The organism is Streptomyces longisporoflavus, assembly GCF_014649775.1.
GTDB classification, from domain to species: Bacteria; Actinomycetota; Actinomycetes; order Streptomycetales; family Streptomycetaceae; genus Streptomyces; species Streptomyces longisporoflavus.
The window spans coordinates 206,016-224,445 of the sequence record NZ_BMTR01000004.1 but is presented as its reverse complement, the minus strand read 5'-3'; the positions used below and the strand labels follow the sequence as shown (position 1 = coordinate 224,445).

At 71.8% G+C, this 18,430-nt stretch carries 16 protein-coding genes; 3 read left to right on the top strand and 13 right to left on the bottom strand.

Translation table 11 applies throughout. The features are described 5' to 3' along the window. Positions 1–37: 37 nt before the first annotated feature. The 8 genes from IE226_RS10125 to IE226_RS10090 all read right to left on the bottom strand — a co-directional run bounded on the left by IE226_RS10125 (position 38) and on the right by IE226_RS10090 (position 9,706). Entirely contained in the window at positions 38–1,624 is a 1,587-nt protein-coding gene (locus IE226_RS10125; RefSeq protein ID WP_190080745.1) for an acyl-CoA carboxylase subunit beta, read from the bottom strand. A 90-nt stretch (positions 1,625–1,714) separates the two neighbouring features. After that, complete coding sequence (locus IE226_RS10120) at positions 1,715–2,395, bottom strand: GDSL-type esterase/lipase family protein (protein WP_190080744.1); 681 nt, start codon at positions 2,393–2,395, stop codon at positions 1,715–1,717. Further along, a complete protein-coding gene (locus tag IE226_RS10115; protein WP_190080743.1) occupies positions 2,392–3,831 on the bottom strand; it encodes an MFS transporter in 1,440 nt (479 codons plus the stop codon). The genes IE226_RS10120 and IE226_RS10115 overlap by 4 nt, the downstream gene beginning before the upstream one ends. Positions 3,832–3,939: 108 nt before the next feature. After that, positions 3,940–4,743, bottom strand: a complete 804-nt coding sequence (locus IE226_RS10110) for an HAD family hydrolase (protein WP_190080742.1) — start codon at positions 4,741–4,743, stop codon at positions 3,940–3,942. 6 nt (positions 4,744–4,749) lie between these two features. Beyond that, positions 4,750–5,949 carry a cytochrome P450 gene (locus IE226_RS10105; RefSeq protein WP_190080741.1) on the bottom strand — a complete coding sequence of 400 codons (1,200 nt, stop codon included), beginning with the start codon at positions 5,947–5,949 and terminating at the stop codon, positions 4,750–4,752. 75 nt (positions 5,950–6,024) lie between these two features. Continuing rightward, complete coding sequence (locus IE226_RS10100; RefSeq protein ID WP_190080740.1) at positions 6,025–7,608, bottom strand: MmgE/PrpD family protein; 1,584 nt, start codon at positions 7,606–7,608, stop codon at positions 6,025–6,027. Continuing rightward, positions 7,605–7,922, bottom strand: coding sequence for a hypothetical protein (locus IE226_RS10095; protein ID WP_190080739.1), 318 nt, complete (start codon positions 7,920–7,922; stop codon positions 7,605–7,607). The genes IE226_RS10100 and IE226_RS10095 overlap by 4 nt, the downstream gene beginning before the upstream one ends. Beyond that, complete coding sequence (locus IE226_RS10090; protein WP_190080738.1) at positions 7,919–9,706, bottom strand: carbamoyltransferase family protein; 1,788 nt, start codon at positions 9,704–9,706, stop codon at positions 7,919–7,921. The genes IE226_RS10095 and IE226_RS10090 overlap by 4 nt, the downstream gene beginning before the upstream one ends. Before the next feature lie 221 nt (positions 9,707–9,927). On the opposite strand from IE226_RS10090, the gene IE226_RS10085 reads away from it, so the two are divergent. Beyond that, complete coding sequence (locus IE226_RS10085) at positions 9,928–10,656, top strand: SGNH/GDSL hydrolase family protein (protein WP_190080737.1); 729 nt, start codon at positions 9,928–9,930, stop codon at positions 10,654–10,656. Positions 10,657–10,757: 101 nt separating this feature from the next. Beyond that, complete coding sequence (locus IE226_RS10080; protein WP_190080736.1) at positions 10,758–11,255, top strand: MarR family winged helix-turn-helix transcriptional regulator; 498 nt, start codon at positions 10,758–10,760, stop codon at positions 11,253–11,255. 27 nt (positions 11,256–11,282) lie between these two features. Here IE226_RS10080 and IE226_RS10075 read toward each other — a convergent pair whose 3' ends face one another. Then, complete coding sequence (locus IE226_RS10075; protein ID WP_190080735.1) at positions 11,283–12,134, bottom strand: hypothetical protein; 852 nt, start codon at positions 12,132–12,134, stop codon at positions 11,283–11,285. Positions 12,135–12,259: 125 nt separating this feature from the next. Here IE226_RS10075 and fes point away from each other — a divergent pair, with 125 nt between their 5' ends. Next, on the top strand, positions 12,260–13,549 hold the full coding sequence (gene fes, locus IE226_RS10070) for an enterochelin esterase (protein WP_190080734.1): 1,290 nt from the start codon (positions 12,260–12,262) through the stop codon (positions 13,547–13,549). Here fes and IE226_RS10065 read toward each other — a convergent pair. From IE226_RS10065 to IE226_RS10050, 4 genes are read right to left on the bottom strand one after another with little or no spacing between them, the layout of a single operon-like run. Further along, positions 13,456–14,130, bottom strand: coding sequence for a 4'-phosphopantetheinyl transferase family protein (locus IE226_RS10065; RefSeq protein WP_229870707.1), 675 nt, complete (start codon positions 14,128–14,130; stop codon positions 13,456–13,458). The two genes, fes and IE226_RS10065, sit on opposite strands and share 94 nt — an antisense overlap. Then, the gene (locus IE226_RS10060) at positions 14,127–14,318 is read right to left on the bottom strand and encodes an MbtH family NRPS accessory protein (RefSeq protein ID WP_190080732.1); all 192 of its coding nucleotides are present in this window, start codon (positions 14,316–14,318) and stop codon (positions 14,127–14,129) included. The genes IE226_RS10065 and IE226_RS10060 overlap by 4 nt, the downstream gene beginning before the upstream one ends. Beyond that, a complete protein-coding gene (locus IE226_RS10055) occupies positions 14,315–18,202 on the bottom strand; it encodes a non-ribosomal peptide synthetase (RefSeq protein WP_190080731.1) in 3,888 nt (1,295 codons plus the stop codon). Before IE226_RS10055 ends, IE226_RS10060 begins: the two co-directional genes overlap by 4 nt. Next, a complete protein-coding gene (locus IE226_RS10050; RefSeq protein ID WP_190080730.1) occupies positions 18,199–18,429 on the bottom strand; it encodes a phosphopantetheine-binding protein in 231 nt (76 codons plus the stop codon). The genes IE226_RS10055 and IE226_RS10050 overlap by 4 nt, the downstream gene beginning before the upstream one ends. Position 18,430 lies beyond the last annotated feature (1 nt).

Below are 18,430 nucleotides of genomic sequence, written 5' to 3'. Positions count from 1 at the left end.
AGCGGGGCGCATCCGGATTGCTTCTGCCGCACACCGCTCATGTCGGCGGGTTTCCGTGTTTGCGGGAAGGCAGCGAAGTGTTCTTGGTGCGGAGCATCTCCAGGGAGCGGACCAGCGCGGATCGCGTGTGCGCCGGGTCGATCACCTCGTCGACCAGACCCCGCTCGGCGGCGTAGTACGGGTGCATCAGTTCACCCTCGTACTCCTTGATCTTCTGGGCCCGGAAAGCCTCCGGGTCCGCGGCGGCGGCTATCTCACGGCGGTGGATCACGTTCGCGGCGCCTTCGGCACCCATCACCGCGATCTCGTTCGTCGGCCAGGCCAGTGAGATGTCGGCGCCGATCGACCGGGAGTCCATCACGATGTACGCGCCGCCGTAGGCCTTGCGCAGGATCAATTGCACGCGGGGGACCGTGGCGTTGCAGTAGGCGTACAGCAGTTTCGCGCCGTGCCGGATGATTCCCTGGTGTTCCTGCTCGACACCCGGCAGAAAGCCCGGCACATCGACCAGGGTGACCAAGGGAATGTTGAAGGCGTCGCAGAACTGCACGAACCTGCCGGCCTTTTCGCTCGCGTGGATGTCGAGCACTCCCGCCATGACCGCGGGCTGATTTCCGACTACGCCGACGACATGCCCGTCCAGACGGCTGAGCGCACAGATGACATTGGTGGCCCAGGAAGGCTGGATCTCGAAGTAATCCCCCTCGTCGACGATTTCCGCAAGTACCGCGCGCATGTCGTACGAATGGTTGGAGCCGGCCGGGACCAGCTCCAGAAGCCGGTGCGTCCCGCGATCGGCGCGGTCCGTCGGCGGCTCCCACGGGGGCGGCTCCTGATTGTTCGAGGGGAGCAGCGTCAACAGGAAACGGAGGTCTTCCAAACAGCTCTCCTCGTCGTCGTACGAGAGAGAAGCAACCCCGGAAGCCGACGCGTGCACATCGGCGCCCCCGAGCCCGTCATGTGTGATCTCGGCTCCGGTGACGGCCTGTACGACGTCCGGGCCCGTGACGAACATCTGCGACGTGCCGCGCACCATCAGGACGAAATCGGTCAGTGCGGGGGAGTACGCGGCGCCTCCGGCGCAAGGGCCCAGGATGACGCTGATCTGCGGGATCACACCGGAGTTCCGGGCGTTGCGCCGGAAGATGCCGCCGTAACCGGCCAGCGCCGACACGCCTTCCTGGATTCGCGCGCCGGCTCCGTCGTTGAGGCTGATCAGCGGGGCTCCGGTGGCGGCGGCCAGGTCCATCAGTTTGTGGATCTTCTCGGCGTGCGCCTCGCCGAGAGCCCCGCCGAAAATGCGGAAGTCATGGGCGTACACGAAGACTTTCCGGCCGTACACCTTTCCCCAGCCGGTGACCACCCCGTCCGTGTGCGGTCGTTTGTCCTCCATTCCGAAACCCGTCGCGCGGTGCCGCCGAAACGCCTCGATCTCGGTGAAGGTACCCGGGTCCAGGAACAAGTCGATGCGCTCGCGCACCGTGAGTTTTCCTTTGGCGTGCTGCGCCCGGGCCGCACGCTCGCCGGGACCCGATTCGAGCTGCTTCACCAGGTCTCGAAGTTCGGAGACTTTCGCGTGGACGTTGCTGCTGCCGTCCACGGCTTCCCCGTCCGGAATTGCCATGAGTCATCCGTCCGACCGTCGGCAGTAATTGCCCGCAACTTCGCACGGCGTACTGGTGGCCCGCTGAAACGGAGTCAGCCGAGGACTGTGCTAAGCGGCGGACTCCGTCGCGTCGAGGTGGTTCGCGAGGCGGCGGATGACGGTGGCGGCTGCTGCGGTCGGCGTCGTCATGTCGACGTACAACGCGCCGTGCCGCAGGGCCAGTTCGCGGATGCGCCGCGAGAGGAGCCGCAGCCGCTGCTGAGGGTCGCTCCTGTGCTGCGGGCCGTTCCTGTGCTGTTCGGCCGCCGATGTCAGGAGGCCGGGGCCGAACGGGCCCAGGGCGAGCACGTCGGCGCCGGAAGCCCGCAGCGGTCCCACGATCCTGCTCAGCTCCGCCTCGGTGGCGTCCACGTCGAAGGGGTCGCGCAGTGCTTCCCGGCCTCCGGCGACGACCGCGGCCAGATCGCCCCGGAACGCCAGGGCCTTGGCCAGCTGCCCCGCCCTGACCCGGGCCGCCGAGTGATCACGCCGGCCCAGATTGAGATAGGCCAGCTCGGGGCGGACCGTACGCAGCACCTCGGCCACGTGGTCCGCCCAGGGGCGGCAGCCGGGACTGCTCCCGGGCTGCGGGCACTTGGCCCCGCTGTCACCCAGGACGACGAACCGCCGCCACGGTGCGCGGACGAGGGCGGGGACGGGGGCGGGGGCCAGGGCGCGGGAGTCGTCGCTCCCGGCGTCGCGATGGCGGTGGTGCGGCTCGTTCTGCTCGTGCTGGGCGGTGGCGTTCACGTTGGTCTCCTGAACAAGGGCAGCCGGCGCGAGGGAAGTGGTTCGGCGGCGGCCGGAGTCTCGGGCAGGGCCGCCCCCTGGCCCCGATCCCCATCCAGACCCCGGTTCCGGCCCCGGCGCTGTGAGAAGCCGAGTCCGAGCAGGCCCGCGACGGCCGCCGCGGCGCAGCTGAAGAACACCACGTGGCTGTAGGGGCCGGGCTCGGACGCGGTCCGGGCGGGCAGGATCGCGGCCAGTACCGCGACACCGAGGGCGCCGCCGATCTGCCGTACCGCCATGTTGAGGCCCGTGGCGCCCGCGAAGTCCGCCGGTTTCACGGACAGGGCCGCCGCGCTGTTCACCCCGGTGCTGATGGCGCCGATCCCGGCACCGCCGAGCAGCCCCACCGGAATCCACATGCTCCACAGGGCGGCCTGCGAGGAGAGCGTGATGCCCAGCCAGAGTTCGGCCGCCACCAGGGCCGTAGCGCCGCAGAACACCGCGATGTGCGGACTGCGCCTGCCCAGGGACCTGCCGACCAGGGCCGCGACGGCCGCGGAGAGCAGCGCCGACGGGATCATCGACACACCGGCCGCCATCCGCGAGTACTGCCAGACCTCCACCAGGAAGAACGCCCCGACCAGGAGCCAGGAGTACAGCGCCGCACCGAAGAAGAACGAGACGAGGTTGGCCAGCGCGAAATCCCTGCTGCGCCACAGTCTGGTCTGCAGAGCGGGACGCGGGTGCCGCCCCGCCCGTACCAGTGCCGCCGCAAGCAGACCGAGACCACCGACGAGGCACCCCACTACGCGCGGGCCGCCCCAACCCCACTCCTGCCCTTGGGTGATGCCGAGCACGACGAGCCCGGTGCCTGCCGCGAGAAGAGCCGTGCCGAGCACGTCCGGAAGGCCTTGCTTGCGGGGGACCGATCGGCGGACGGCCCTGATCCCCAGGAGCAGGGCGATGCCGAGGGGGAGATTGATGAAGAACACGGAGCGCCAGCCGACCGTGTCGATGAGAATGCCGCCGACGCTCGGCCCGACCGCCGCCGCGGCGGACGCGGCGGCGCTCCACAGTCCGATCGCCGCCCCTCTGCGCAGCGGGTTCACATCGACCAGGAGCACGGCGAGCGACGCCGGAATCATGGCCGCGGCCCCCAGCCCCTGAAGTCCGCGCGCGACAAGGAGCGTGGGGAGGCCGGGGGCCACGGCGCACAGCAGCGAGGCGGCGGTGAACAGGCCCATGCCGAGGGTGTAGAGACGACGTCGCCCCAGCACGTCCGCGAGACGGCCCGCGGGTGCGAGGAAAGAGGCGAACACGATGGCGTACAACGAGATGACCCAGGTCAGATCGGTCACCGAGGCATCGGGAAAGCTGGCGTGCATGTCCGTCACCGCGAGGTTCGCCACGGTGGCGTCGAGGATCGAGAGGAAGATGGCACCCGCGGCGAGCGTCACCACCACCGGGTAACTGGGCGGCGCAGGGTGACTCGGCTCCACACCCACACCAACAGCTGCCGGGTCTCGTACCATTGGCCCACCAATCCTTCGCCGTAGGGACGTCCCTCACTCTCGCGAGGTCCGGGGGCGCGCGCTGGCAGGAATACGACGAGGCCGCGGAGTGCCGGTACGGGTGCCGGGGCCGGGGCCGGTGCCGGCTTCAGCGCCGGGCAGCCGCCGCCAGCCGCCGGCCTCGGCATGCCGGAGCAGCACCGGATCCGTGCCCACCACCACGGGGTGGCCCACGGCGCGCAGCATCGCCAGGTCGGACGCGTGGTCGCCGTACGCATGACAGCGCTGACCGGAAATCCCGCGCTCTCGGAGCAGCGCGCGCACCGCGACGGCCTTCTCCTCGCCGGTCATCGTGCCGTCGACCACGCCGGTCATGACGCCGTCGACCGTCTCCGGCCGGGCGCAGAACACCGCGCCCGCATCGACGCCGAGCCGTTCCGCGACGGGGTCCAGGCAGGGCGCGAAAGACCCCGAGACGAGAACGACCGCCTCGCCCCTGCGCCGGTGCTCGCGCAGTGCCGCCACGCTGTCCGCAAGGAAAAGCCCCTCGGCGGAACTGAGTTCCTCGGCGAACCAAGCCCTGCCCAGGGCTGCGAGCTCCTGTTCGTCGCAGCCCGCGTAGAGGCGGTAGTAGGCGCGCGCCACCTCGGCCCGCGACGCACCGCGCTCCCCGAGGGCCCGCAGCCCGTGCACCGCCTCGTCGAAGGCGGCGCGCGGCAGCCCGCGGGCCCGCATCTGGTGGCGCAGGAACCGGGCCATGCCGTTGACCGAGATCAGCGTCTCGTCGACGTCGAAGAACGCGACCGCGGGCGGGATCGTGGAAGGGATCGCGGGAGGCGCCGATGAGGAGAGTGTCACGCTCGCTCACCCCCACGCGACAGGCACTTCTTCCCAGCCCCCGAGAGCCGCGAAGTCCTTCCAGCGCAGCTGCTGCTCCGGCACCGTGAGCCGCAGCCTCGGGAGCCGGTCGAAGAGGGCGCGCAGTCCGATGGCCAGTTCGGCACGGGCGAGATTCGCGCCGATACAGAAGTGCGGGCCCTGCCCGAAGGCCACCTGCGTGCGGTTCTCGCGCCGGATCACGAAGCGGTCGGGATCGGGGTAGACCTCGGGGTCACGGCTCGCGGTGCCCACCGACGCGAGCACCGCCGAGCCCTCGGGGATGACCGTGGCGCCAAGGCGCACGTCGCTCGTCGTGATCCGGATGGAGGTGCCGCCGCCGGGGCCGTTGAGGCGTACGACCTCTTCGACGGCGTCGGGGTAGAGCCCGGGGTCCTCACGCAGCAGCGCGAGCTGGTCGGGATGGCCGAGCAGGGTCACGGTGCCGCCGCAGAGCACCGTCACCGTGGTGTCGTGGCCCGCGAGCAGCAACAGCGCCCCCAGGCCCACGATCTCGGGCTCGGACGGCTCGCCCTCCGCGTCGTGGATGCGTACGAGAGCGCTCATGAGATCGTCGCCGGGTTCCTCGCGCCGCAGACGGACGAGGCGCGCGAAGTAGGCCCGCATCTCCTCGTTGGCACGGTTGATCTCCTCGGGCGGGTACTTGGTGAGCGACATGAAGCGGTCCGTCCAGGCGCCGAACTCGTCGTGGTCCTCGAACGGCACCCCGAGCGTGCGGCAGATGACGCGCAGCGCGAACGGGCGCGCGTACCTCTCGGCGAGGTCACCCTCGCAGGGCCCGGCCTCCATGGCGTCGAGCAGGTCCGCGGCGACCTGCTCGATGTACGGCCGCAGGCGCTCGACGCGCTGCGCACCAAAGGCCCGGTTGGCGAGCTTGCGCAGCCGGGTGTGTCGCGGGGGGTCCATGGTGAGCATGCTGTGCGGATCGGGCTCGACCACCTGCGCGCGGGCGGCGCCGGGGCGGAACAGTGCCTCCCTGCTGAAACGCCGGTCGGACAGCGCGGTCCGTACGTCGTCGTGGCGGGCCACGAACCAGGCGGGGTCGCCGGTGGCGAGGGTGATGGGACACACCGGCTCCTCGCGCAGCGCCTGCGCGTACTCGGCGGGCGGCACCAGCGGGTCCTTCCGCCGGGTCGGATAGGTGAACCTGGGCGCGTGGTCGGACATGGTGGGGTGTCCCCTTCCTCCGACCGCCTTGTCCTGTACGGCAGTCGGAGTCGGATCGGGTGTCGTCCGGGCCGCTCAGGAACTTCGCGGCAGACCGGACTCCAGCAAGGGACCGGAACCGGGCGGCGGTTCGGTCGCGGGCAGCGGCTCGGACAGCGCCCTGTTCACGAGGGCGTCGACCTGCCGTGCGTCCAGCGAGGCGAGACGGTCGAGGCCGTCGATCACCTCGCCCGATGTCCCGGACGAGGCGAGCTTGTCCCGGACGAGTTCGCGGTGCGTGCGCCGGGTTTCGGGTCCGGCGGCCCCTTTGGGCCGTTCGCACGAGGCGTCGAGCACCCGGCCGTCGCACAGGGTCACCCGCAGCCGGGCCCCCACCGCCTTGTCGGCCTCGCGGAACGTGGTGCTCGGCGGCCCCGTGACCCCGGCGGCGGCCGTGTTCTCGCCGGTGAAATCCGCGAGCCACTGCCGGCCCCTCGCCCCGGCCTGCCGCAGTGCCTCGCCCAACGGGGCGGTGGCGCGCAGGACGTCGCGGCTGAGACCGGCGTCGTACTCAAGCCGGACCCGGTCCGCGAGGGACCAGCGCACGGGGTCCGCGGTGGCCGGTTCGGCGAGGTCAGAGGGGGTGACAGTGCCGGTGGTGAGGGCGGTGGCGACGTTGTAGGCGACGGAGACGTTGAGCGCCATGATCGCCGACCGCTCCCGGTCGACGTACGGGGAGCCCTGCTGGTCCATGGCGATGGTCAGCCGGGGCGCCGAGACGACGATCTCCGCGATGCCGCGGATGTCCTCGCGGGAGAGCCGGGTGTGCAGTTGGGCGGCGCAGTCGACGGCCGCGTCCACGTACGCGCCGGCCGGGCGCGTCTTGAAGGTCAGTGTCTCGGTGTGCCAGCGGGTGCCGAGCCCGGACGTGACCGCTTCGGGCGACGGCACGTGGGAGAACTTGGCCAGCAGTCCGCCCGGATGCTCCAGGATGTCCTCGGCGCCCCGCAGTCCCGCGACCGCCGCGTCGCACGCGTCGAGCGCGGTCCGCACCGGGACCGCCGCCGAGAGCACCTTGGCCTCGCTGCCGAGGAGCGCCCGCCGCAGCGGCCACGGCGGCATCGCGAGGGCGAGCCCCCAGGCATCCGGCCACAGCCCGGCCGGGGACCCCGCGCCGTGCAGCCGGGCCGCCACGGCGCCCACGAGCTGGGTGTACGAGGTGCCCTGCCCGCTCAGCGGACCCAGCGCGCCCGCCGCGGTGACCCGGGCGGCGCACTCGTTCGCGGCGACGACCGCGGTCAACAGGGCCCTGCCGTCCAGGCGTTGGTAGCGCCGGAAGGCCAGCGGGACCCCGACGGAGGCGTGCGTGACGTGGCCCGCGTACATGCTGTCCTCGTAGTAGAGGCACGAGGACAGTGCGGCCATCACCTGCGCCGCCCGGCACGGGTCGTGCGAGAGCGGACTGCCGAACGCCCGGACCAGCTTGCGGCCCAGGGGGTGGCCGAGGCTCGCCCGCAGCACCGCGAGGTGCGACATGACCGCACTGGTCGCGTACGCCTCGATCCGTTCGGGCAGGTCCGGATGGCGCAGGCCCGCCGCCCACTCGGCGAGGTGCCGGGTGAGTGAGGCGCCGGGCTCCCGGCGGTGGTCAGTCGTGTCAGCCGTGTCCGCCGCGGTCATGCCCGGCCTCCCGGGAGGCCGCGCCGCCTGTCCTCGATGGACCGGACCGCGCAGGTGGCGGCGACGACCGAGGCGCGGGCGGCGGCCAGGGCCTCGCGCGCCTCGCGGCCGAGCGTCTCGTCGTCCGGCACGTGCCCCGCCCGCTCGGCGATCGCCGCGAGTTGCAGTGCGCACTCGACGGAGGCGATGCAGGCCTCCGCCAGCGGGGCCTCGCGGCCGGGCGTGCGGGTCAGCCCGGAAAGGGCCGCTTCGAGCAGGGTGCCCACGGAGTGGCGGCCCGTCCCGTCCTGCTGTGTCCTGTCGGCGTCCGTCATTTCTTGACGACCAGGAAGCGACCGAGGACCAGGCAGTCGATCTCGGTGTGCAGGAAACAGGCCAGCGCGTCGGCGGGCGAGCAGACGATCGGCTCGCCCGCGATGTTGAACGACGTGTTCACCAGACACGGCACGCCGGTCAACTCCGTGAAGGCGGAGAGAAGTTCGGCCAGTCTCGGGTTCGAGTCCGCGGTGACGGTCTGGGCCCTGGACGTGCCGTCGACGTGCATGGCGCCGGGGATGACGTCGTGGAACTCGGGCCGCACCGCGAAGACGAACGTCATGTACGGGGACGACGCCTTCTTGCCCATGTCGAAGACGCGCGGCGCCTCGGATTCCAGGACGACCGGTGCGAAGGGGCGGAACGGCTCGCGGTGCTTGACCCGGGTGTTGATGATGTCCTTGATGTCGGCGAATCCGGGGTTCGCCAGGATGCTGCGGTTGCCCAGGGCGCGCGGGCCGTACTCGGCGCGCCCCTGGAACCACCCGACGACGGTCTTCTCGCTGAGCAGCTTGGCGGTCTGCCCGGCCACCGCGTCCTCGTCGAGCTCGGTCCACTCCACCCGGTCGGCGTGCTCGTGCAGGGCGCGCAGCAGCTGCCCGTCGTCGTACGAGGGTCCGAGGTAGGGGGTCGCGGGGGCCGGGCGCGGTCGCGGCTCGAGGCGGGCCGCGTAGACGGCGGCGCCGATGGCCACGCCCGGGTCGCTCGCGCCGAAGCTGACGTGGATGTCGGTGAAGCGGGAGTTCTCCAGGAGCTTGGAGTTGTTGACGCAGTTGAGGGCGAGGCCGCCCTCGTAGACGAGCCGGGTCAGGTCGGTGCCGCGCTCCAGGGCGCGCAACTGGTGCGCGGTGACCACCTCGACCATCTGCTGTGCGGCGGCGGCCACCGTCGCCCGGAACTCCGTCTTCTCGCGGAGCTCTTCGTCGCCGCCGAAGAGCTGGTCCAGAAGGGGGTAGTAACCGCGGGTGCCGCTGGGGTCGTTGGCGAGCGCGAGGGCGTAGCGGCCCTCCTCGCGCAGTTCGACCACGTGCCGCAGCAGGGGGTTGTCCGCGGGGGACGGAGGCGGGGCGAACGCCGCGAGGCCCATCACCTTGTACTCGTCGTTGTTGGGCATGAAGCCGAGGTAACGGGTGATCTCCCCGAAGAGCAGGGCGAGGGAGTTGTCGACGCCGATGGCCGACCTCTCGAAGAGCCGGACCTGCCCGTCACGCACCTCGCCCGTGACGGAGGAGAGCCGTTCGGCGCGGCCGTCGCTCACCATGAACGCCGTGTCCCGCTCGCCGGAGAGGTGGTAGCCGCACATCAGATGGGCCATGTGGTGCGGCACGAGGAGAAGCTTCTCCGCGGGCAGGTCGTGGCCGGTGCGCTGTCTGAAATCGGCGTGGATGGCTTCCTTGCTGACCAGGCCCGCGTGGAGCTCGCCGAACCGCCTGAGCCGGTCGAACTTCTGCTCCACGGACAGTTCGCTGCGACCGACGTCCTGGATCATCGTGTGCACCAGGCCGGGGGTGAACGCCCAGGGGAACGCGACGGCGTCCACCTGGTCGAGCCGTACGCCGGCGGTGTCCAGACACCAATCGAGGGAACGGGCGGGGAAGGCGGAGGTCTTCTTCTCCCGGTTCAGCCGCTCCTCCTCGACGGCGGCCACCAACTCCCCGTCGACCAGGAGGGCGACGGCCGCGTCGTGGCCCAGGATGCTGTGTCGGTCGATCCCGGTCGCTCCGTAGAGCCGCCCGAATGTGTCGGCGCCGTGGGTGAAGCCGTTGTAGCCGAGGACGATCACACCGGGCTCCTTCGATGGCTGGGTGACTGGGGAAGCGCACGCTCATCGTTCAAGTCCCGCCTTGCACGGCGCTGAGACGGTGCTGACATGAGCTGAGATGACGGACCCCCGCGAGGGCGCGGTGCGGATGCCGCGGTGATGTCGTATTCCCGCCAGCGCGGCGCCGCGGGCGGGTGCCAGTGTCGGGCGGCATGACACGCGGCTCACGGAAGGACACGGGCATGGGAACGATCGACGTGGCGGAGTACAAGGACCCGTACACGGAAAAGAACGACCCCTACGTGGCATTACCGGCCGAGGGAGCGGCGCTGCTCAGGGGCGCCCCCTGGTCCCGCCTGGTGATCGTCGGGGACAGCGTCGCGCAGGGCATCAGCGAGCCCCGCCCCGGCTACCGCGACGAGCCCTGGTCGACCCTGGTCGTCGACGCCCTCCGCGCGGTGCGGCCGGACCTGGTGCACCTCAACCTGGGTCGGCGCGACCTGATGACCGCGCAGGTGCGCGAGAGCCAGCTGCGGCCCGCGCTGGACTTCCGGCCCGATCTGGTGATCGCGCTGTGCGGGGCCAACGACGGCCTGCGCAAGGCCTTCGATCCCGAGGCGGCGCAGAGCGAATTCGAGGCGCTCTTCACGCCGTTGAGCGCGGTCGGCACGCTGGTGACCTCCGGCTTCTTCGACGTCATCGGCAACCCGCACTTCGACCCGCGCTACCGGGACGTGGTCCGTGAGCGCCTGGCCGTCCTGTCGCGGCGCATGCGGACCGTGGCCCAGCGCCTCGACGCGGTCCACATCGACATGCAGAGCCACCCGACGGGCCGCGAGGAGTCGATCTGGAGCACCGACGGCATGCATCTCAACGCCCGGGGCCAGGCGGTCCTCGGCACCGAGATCATCCGCGCCCTGGCCGCACGGCTCGTCAGGGACAGCGCCTCGCTCGATCTCGGCGGGGAGTGAACGGCCTCGCCCGGGAGTGAACGGCGTGGTCGCGCCTGCGGATCCGAGCTATGCGCCATGCACATAAAGTGCATTATGCATATACCGCGTAGAATGGCTCCATGGAAAAGCCCGGTCGCCGCAAGGACAAGCCCGCTGGCCGCACGGAGAAGCCCGTCGGCCGCGTCGAATTCGAGACGATGCTGCTCGGACGGCATTCGCATCTCTTCAATCCCCGCACGCGCTCCTCCGGCGGGCGCCTCGACCGCAGCGCGTACATCCTGCTCAGCCGCATCCAGATGGACGGCCCGATGTCCATCGGCCAGCTCACCGAAGCCTTCGGCCTGGACGCCTCCACCCTCAACCGGCAGACCGCGGCGATGATGCGCTCCGGACTCGTCGAGCGCATCCCCGACCCCGACGGCGGCATGGCCCGCAAGTTCCGCATCTCCGCCGAGGGCGCGCGGCTGCTCGACGCCGACCGCTCCGAATACGTCCAGGGCCTGGAGAAGGTCATGGACAACTGGTCGGCGCAGGACGTCGAGACGTTCGCCGGCTTCCTCCAGCGCTTCAACAGCGACATCGAAACCCTGGAGGGACACCCGTGGCCGCGCCCCTGAACCGCCCGGCGCGACCCCGCCCCGGGATCAGCCCTTCTTGAGCCCGGCCATCTCCGCGCGAACGTCGGTCTTGAGCATCTCCTCGACCTCCGCGGCGGTCGGCGGCTCGATCTTGTCGTCCGGGCCGCCCCCGTAGAAGCTCCAGCGCATCTCGACGGTGAACCAGCCCTCGCGCACGGCGAGGGTCATGCCGTTGAGGGACTTCTCGTCGGTGCCGCTCGTGTCGGTCACCAGGTACGCCTCGTCGCCGATGCCGCTCACGGCCTTGGTCTTGTAGGTGTACGTCTTCTGGGACTGGTCCTCGTAGGCCTTCTGCTCCGAGGCGAACTCGCCCGCGGGGTCGGTCGCCTTGTGCCAGCGGGCCGTCGAATAGACGTAGATGCTCGTGTAGGAGTCGGCGGTCTCCTCCGGGTCCTTGAGCTTGCGGCTGCAATAGCTCAGGTCGAAACCCTTCTGCCGCGAGCCGTAGTGCGTGGTCGACGTGGAGTCCGTGTCGACCTCGTACTTCTTCTTGAAACCGTCGAGCGGGGAGACGTCGCAGAGGTTCTCCTTGTACTGATATCCGGCGAGGTCCGCCTTCGCGTCGTCGTCCGAGCCGAGGTTCCCGGTGGCGAACAGGCCGCCCGCCCACAGGGCCGACGCGACGACGACACCGCCGATCCCCCACACCCAGCCCGGCGTGGGCTTGCGCGGTCCCGCCGGGGGAGCGGGCGGGGCGGGCGGCTGGCCGTAGGGGCCCGGCTGCTGTCCGTACGGGCCCGGCGGCTGGCCGTAGGGCTGGGGGGCCGTCGCGCCCGGCGGCTGCTGATAGGGATTCGGGGTCTGCTGATACGGATTGGGCTGGCCGGGCTGGTTGGGCTGGGGATTCGGTATCGACATAGGCGGCAATGTACCGGTGGCCCCCGCGCGTGAGGAGGTGGCCCGCCCCTGGTCATCACAGGGGTGGCCGACTCAAGTAAGGTCACCCTTATCTATACGTACGCAGTAACCCCCGGAGGCCCCCGATGCCGCACACCGCTCCTCCCGCCGGAGCGACCCGCAGGCCGCCCCGCATCCCGCGGCCACGACCCGTCGAGCGTGCGGACAGTGCGTGGCTGGCGCGGGCCGCGCGCGGCGGCGACTTCTGGGGCGCCGTGCGGGCAGCGGGCGGCACACCGCTCGTCGAGCCCGATCCGCTGGGCGACGAGAAGCAGCGGGTGGTCACCTTCCTGTGGCGCGGCACGGAGGCGACCCGCGCCGTCCTGGTGATGCCGAACAAGATCGTCGACCCGCGTGACCTGTCCGGCAATCTGATGGAGCGGGTGCCGGGCACGGACATCTGGCACTGGTCGATCCGGATGCGCGCGGACTGGCGGGCCACCTACGGCCTGTGCGTGGACGAGGGGGACGGGCCGCGGACGGACGAGGCCGCCTACTGGCCCTGGCTGCGGCGCCAACACCGGACCGACCCGCTCAACTCACGTACGCTCGCCCGCCGTTGGGGCGGCGAACCGGTCTCGTGCGTAGAGCTGCCGCAGGCCCCGACCGGCGACGACTGGCGGCGCCGTGACGGAGTGGCGCGCGGCACGGTCAGCACCCACACCGTCCGCAGCGAACTGCTCGGCAACGAACGGCGGGTGCATCTCTACGAGCCGCCGGGCGGCGGTCGCGACCTGCCGGTCCTGGTGCTCATGGACGGCGAGATGTGGCAGCCGGGCCTGGATGTCGCCGCACTCCTCGACAACCTCATCGCCGACGGCCGCGTCCCGCCCCTCGCCGCCCTGCTGCCCGAATCCCTCGGCGCCGACCAGCGCTGGGAGGAACTCGCCTGCAACGAACGCTTCGTCGGCTTCCTGGAGACCGAGCTGCTGCCCTGGGCGGGCGAACGGCTTTCGCTGACCGCCGATCCGGCGCGGACCGTCGTCGCGGGCCAGAGCCTAGGCGGCCTCACCGCCGCGTTCGCCGGTGTGACCGCGCCGGGACGGTTCGGCCGCGTCCTCGCGCAGTCGGGTTCCTTCTGGTGGCCCGACGGGCCCGACCTCGAACGCTCCGAGTGGCTGACCGGGCGCATCGCCGCGAGCGAGAGGCTGCCCGTGCGGTTCTGGCTGTCGGCGGGCGAGCAGGAGTGGGTCGCGCTGCCCGCCATGCGCAGGCTGCGCGCCACGCTGCGGGAGAAGGGGTACGAGGACGCCGTGTACCGCGAGTTCAACGGCGGGCACGACTACCTGTGCTGGCGCACCGAGCTCGCGGACGGGCTCGTCGGGCTGCTCGGCGACCGGTCCCCTCGATCCGCGACGGCGACCGCCGCCGCGTAGCCGTCCGGGACGGCCACGTCCCGCACCGCCCAGCCCGGGACGTCGAGGGGCACGGGCCCCGTTCCCACCAGGAGCGCCGCCATCCCGCCACCGGCGAGGCCCTCGCCGGTCCCCTTGAGGCACGCCTCCTTGCGCGTCCAGCAGCGGGCGAAGGCCAGGGGTCGCTCCGCTACGGGGAGTCCGGCAAGTTCGTCCTGCTCCCGCGGGTGCAGGGACGCCGCCACGTCGGTCATGACCTCGGCGGACGGCAGCCTCTCGACGTCGGCGCCTACCGGCCGGTCCGCGAAGGCGAGCAGGGCGAGGCCGTCCGTGTGCGAGAGCGAGAAGTGCGGGCCCGACCCTCCTGCGACGGCGGGGCGACCGTGCGGGCCGCCGCACAGCGGGCACGGAAGACGCACCAGCTCCACCGCCGCCGGATCGACGGACAGACACGCGCCGAGGTGACGACGCAGCGCCGAGTGCGCCGCCGCGTACAGCTCCTGGTCCGCGGGGCGCCGCAACGCCGCCGCCCGGCGCCGCTCGTCCGTGTCGAGGAGCGACACGTCGAGCGGGGCCGGGCGGACGAGCTTGATCTCCGTCACGCGGGCGGATCCTGGAGGCGGGCCACGCAGCGACCGTACGTCTGCGGTCCGTACACCGTGTGCCAACCCTCGGGCACGCGGCGGAAGAGCGGCCACAGGGAGTACTCGCCGAGCGCGTTCTCCAGGACCAGATGGGTCGGCTCGGTGTCGTCGACGGCCGGGTCGAAGGGGCCGGGCGTGGTCGTCATGCGTGGTCCAGCTCCTTGAGGCGGGCGGCGAGTACGGCACAGACCTCGTCGAGACGGCGCGGCTGGGTCAGCTCAGGATGCAGGCAGTCCACGTCGTGATTGCTGATCGAGCCGCTGACGTACGGTGCCCAGGCCTCCCTCGTCAGCCAGTCCTCGGCGCGCGGCGCGGCCGCCGTGAAGAACAGGGCGTCGCCCTCGAAGGGACGGTGGTCGTGCTCGCGCATCAGACGGGCGTTGTTGACCACGATGTCGAGGACCGCCGTCAGCGTCCGGTCGGGCAGGCCGGCCAGGGCGCTGCCCTCACGCTGGAGCGTGGCCAGGACGTCCTCGCGGGTGAGTTCGTCGGTGCGGTCGTAGCCGGCCATCCGCAGGAGGGCCCCCAGGGCGTCCGCCTCCTCCGGGACCGCGGCGTCGCGCCACTGGTCGGACGGATAGGCGTCGAGCAGTGCGAGCAGCTCGACCTCCTCGCCCGCTTCCTGGAGCAGTACGGCGACCGTGTGGGCCAGTACACCGCCGACCGACCAGCCGAGCAGCCGGTAGGGGCCGTGCGGCCTCACCGCGCGCAGTGCCTCGACGTATTCGGCCGCCATCTCCTCCATGGTGGAGGGGAGCTCGCCCTCGCCGTGCAGGCCGCGCGCCTGGAGCCCGTACACCGGCTGGCCGGGGTCGAGCCGCGAGAGCAGCCCCGAGTAGCACCAGCTCATGCCGCCCGCCGGATGGAAGGCGAACAGCGGGGTGCGGTCGCCGCCCGCGCGCAGCGGAAGCAGCACGTCCAGGGCGTGGTCGGCCTCGCTGTGGTCCGCGTCCAGGTGGGCGGCGAGCGCCGCCGGGGTCTGCGCCTGGAACAGCGTGCCGATGGTGAGCTCGGCGCCCAGCGTGTCGCGGACCCTGGAGACGAGGCGGGCCGCCAGGAGCGACGTGCCGCCGAGGTCGAAGAACGCGTCGTCGACGCCGAGTTGGGGCACGCCGAGAATCTCGGCGAAGAGCCGCGTGAGTGTCTCCTCGCGGTGGCCGCTGGGCACCCGGCCGCCGTCGCCCGAGCCCTCGAAGGAGGGGGCGGGCAGCGCGCGCCGGTCCAGCTTGCCGTTCGGGCTGAGCGGGAAGTCGTCAAGGACGAGGATCGCGCCCGGCACCATGTAGTCGGGCAGTGTTCCGGCGAGCCGCGCACGCAGCTCCTCGGGGTCGGGGACGGACCCGGTGTCGGAGGGCGTCACGTACCCCACGAGCCGCTGGTCGCCGGGCCGGTCCTCGCGGACCAGGACGCTGGCCGCGCCCACTGCCGCGTCGGCGGCCAACTCGGCCTCTATCTCGCCGAGTTCGATGCGCAGGCCGCGCAGTTTCACCTGGTGGTCGGTGCGGCCCAGATACTCGATCTCGCCGTGCTCGGTCCAGCGCGCCAGGTCGCCCGTGCGGTACATGCGGGTACCGGGCGGGCCGTAGGGGTCGGCGACGAAACGGGCGGCGGTCAGCTCGGGCCTGCCCAGGTACTCGGCTGCCAGCTGGGTGCCCGCGAGGTACAACTCGCCCTGTACGCCGGGCGGGCAGGGCTGGAGCGCCGCGTCCAGGACGTACAGACGGGTGTTCCAGACGGGCTTGCCGATCGGCACCGGGCCCGTCGCGTCGGTGGCGCACGGGTGGTACGTCACGTCGACGGCGGCCTCGGTCGGACCGTACAGATTGTGCAGCGGTACGCCGTCGAGGACGCGCCCGAACTCCCGCACCGTCTCGCGCGGCAGGGCCTCGCCGCTGCAGAAGACGTGCCGCAGACCCTTGCAGCCGGCGGCGGCCGGCTCGGACAGGAACACCTGGAGCATCGACGGCACGAAGTGGCAGACGGTGACGTCCTGTTCGCGGATGACGCGCGCCAGATACGCCGGGTCCTTGTGGCCGCCGGGCTCGGCGACGACGAGCGTCGCGCCCACCCGCAGGGCCCAGAAGAACTCCCAGACCGACACGTCGAACCCGGACGGAGTCTTCTGCAACACCCGGTCACCGGGAGCGAGTTCGTACTCGGCCTGCATCCAGCGCAGCCGGTTGTCGATCGCCGCGTGCGGCACGACGACGCCCTTGGGGCGGCCGGTCGACCCTGAGGTGTAGATGACGTACGCGGGGTGGTGCGGGGTGAGCGCGCGCGGCGGGTCGTACGTGCCGTACGGCGTCGTGTCCAGGCTGTCCAGGGCGACGAGCGGGACACCCGACGCGGGCACCCGGTCGGCGCGGTCGGCGATCACACAGGCCGGACCGGCGTCCTGGAGCATGTACGCGAGACGGTCCGCCGGATAGTCCGGGTCGAGGGGCAGGTAGGCGCCGCCCGCCTTCAGCACCGCGAGGAGCGTGATCACCAGGTCCAGGGAGCGGGGCACGGCGACCGCCGCGAGCGCGCCCGGATGCACGCCGATCTCGACGAGGTGGTGGGCGAGCCGGTTGGCGCGGGCGTTCAGCTCGGCGTACGTAAGGTCCTGGTCGCCGAAGACCAGGGCGGTGGCGTCCGGGGTGCGGACCGTCTGGCCTTCGATCGGGCCGATCAGCGTGGTGGGCGGTACCGGGTGCGCGGTGGCGTTGAACTCGTCGACCACCAGCGTGAGTTCGGCGTGGCGGGCGATCGTGTGCTCGGCGAGCGGCGTGTGCGGCTCCGTCTCGGCGATGCGCTCCAGAAGCTCCATGAACCGCGCCTGGTGGGCGCCGAGTTCGTCGGGCTCGTACAGGGCGGGGTTGCCGTCGTAGTCGATGCGCAGGCCGCTGCCGTCGGCGCGGTCGTAGACGTTGACCGTGAGGTCGTCGACCGGGCCGGCGGACAGGTTGTGGGCCTCGGTGCGGGCGCCCGCGAAGGTCAGGCCGTAGTCGAACGGCATGACGTTGACCAGCGGCCCGACCAGGGACCGGCCCTCGCCGAGGAGGCCCAGGTCGCGGCGGATGTCCTCGTAGCGGTAGCGCTGGTGGCGGCGGGCGGCGCGGATGCCGAGCACCACCTGCCGGGTCAGCTCGGCGAACGTCGCCTGCGGGGTCACGGTGAGCCGCAGCGGCAGCACGTTCATCACCATGCCGGGCACGCGGAGCGCGACCGAACCCATGCGGCCCATCATCGGCAGGCCGAGCACCACCTCGGCGGAGCCGGTGGCCCGCGAGACGTACAGCGCCTGCGCGGCGACGAGCACCTCCGGCCAGGTCGCCCGCATCGAGGACGCAGACTCCCGCAGCCGCGCGGTCGCCTCGGGGGAGAGGCGGGCGCTGCGCCGGTGGAAGGTGCGGGAGGGCAGCGCGGTGCGCCCGGCCAGGTTGGGGGCGTCGGGGCGGTCGGCGAAGGCGCCGTCCCAGAAGCGCCGGTCCGTCTCGTACGTCTCCGACGCGCGGTACGCGGTGTCCTCGGCGACCAGGTCCGCGAGCCGACCGAAGGGGCTCTCGCCGGGCTCCTCGCCCGCGGCGAGCGCGGTGTAGACCTCGGCGGTGCGGCGGGCGAGGAGCGAGTAGCCGAACCCGTCCATCACGATGTGGTGCACCCGCTGGTACCACAGCCAGCGCTCGTCGCCGACGCGGAACAGTGCGTGCGCGAACAGCGGCCCGGCCGCCAGGTCGAACGGCGTGGCCAGGTCCTCGCGCATCCACGCCCGCGCCTCGGCGTCCGGGTCGGACGCGGCGCGCAGGTCACGCACCTTCAGCGGGAGCGTCGGTTCGACGACCTCCAACTGCTGCGGCCCGTCGGCCCCTTCGATGATCCGTACGCGCAGGGCATCGGCCTCCGACACCACCTGGCGCAGCGTCCGCGCGAACAGGGACGGGTCGACGGGACCGTGGATCTCCAGGCACTCGGCCGTGTTCTGGGCCGGACTGCCGGGGTCGAGCGCCTGCGCGAACCACATGCCCGACTGGGCAGCGGTGAGCCTCATGCCGAGGCCCCTAGGATCTTCACCCAGGCCTCGATGGCGGGCTGTTCGGCCAGGTCCACGAAGGTCGCGGCGATGTCGTGCTCGCGGCGCCAGCGCTCGATGAGCGACATGATGCGCACCGAGTCCAGGCCGTAGTCCACGAGGTTCTCGTCGACGGGGATGTCGGCCGGGTCCTCGCCCAGGACATCGGCGACGTCGGCCCGTATCAGTTCCACGCTGAGCGCCATG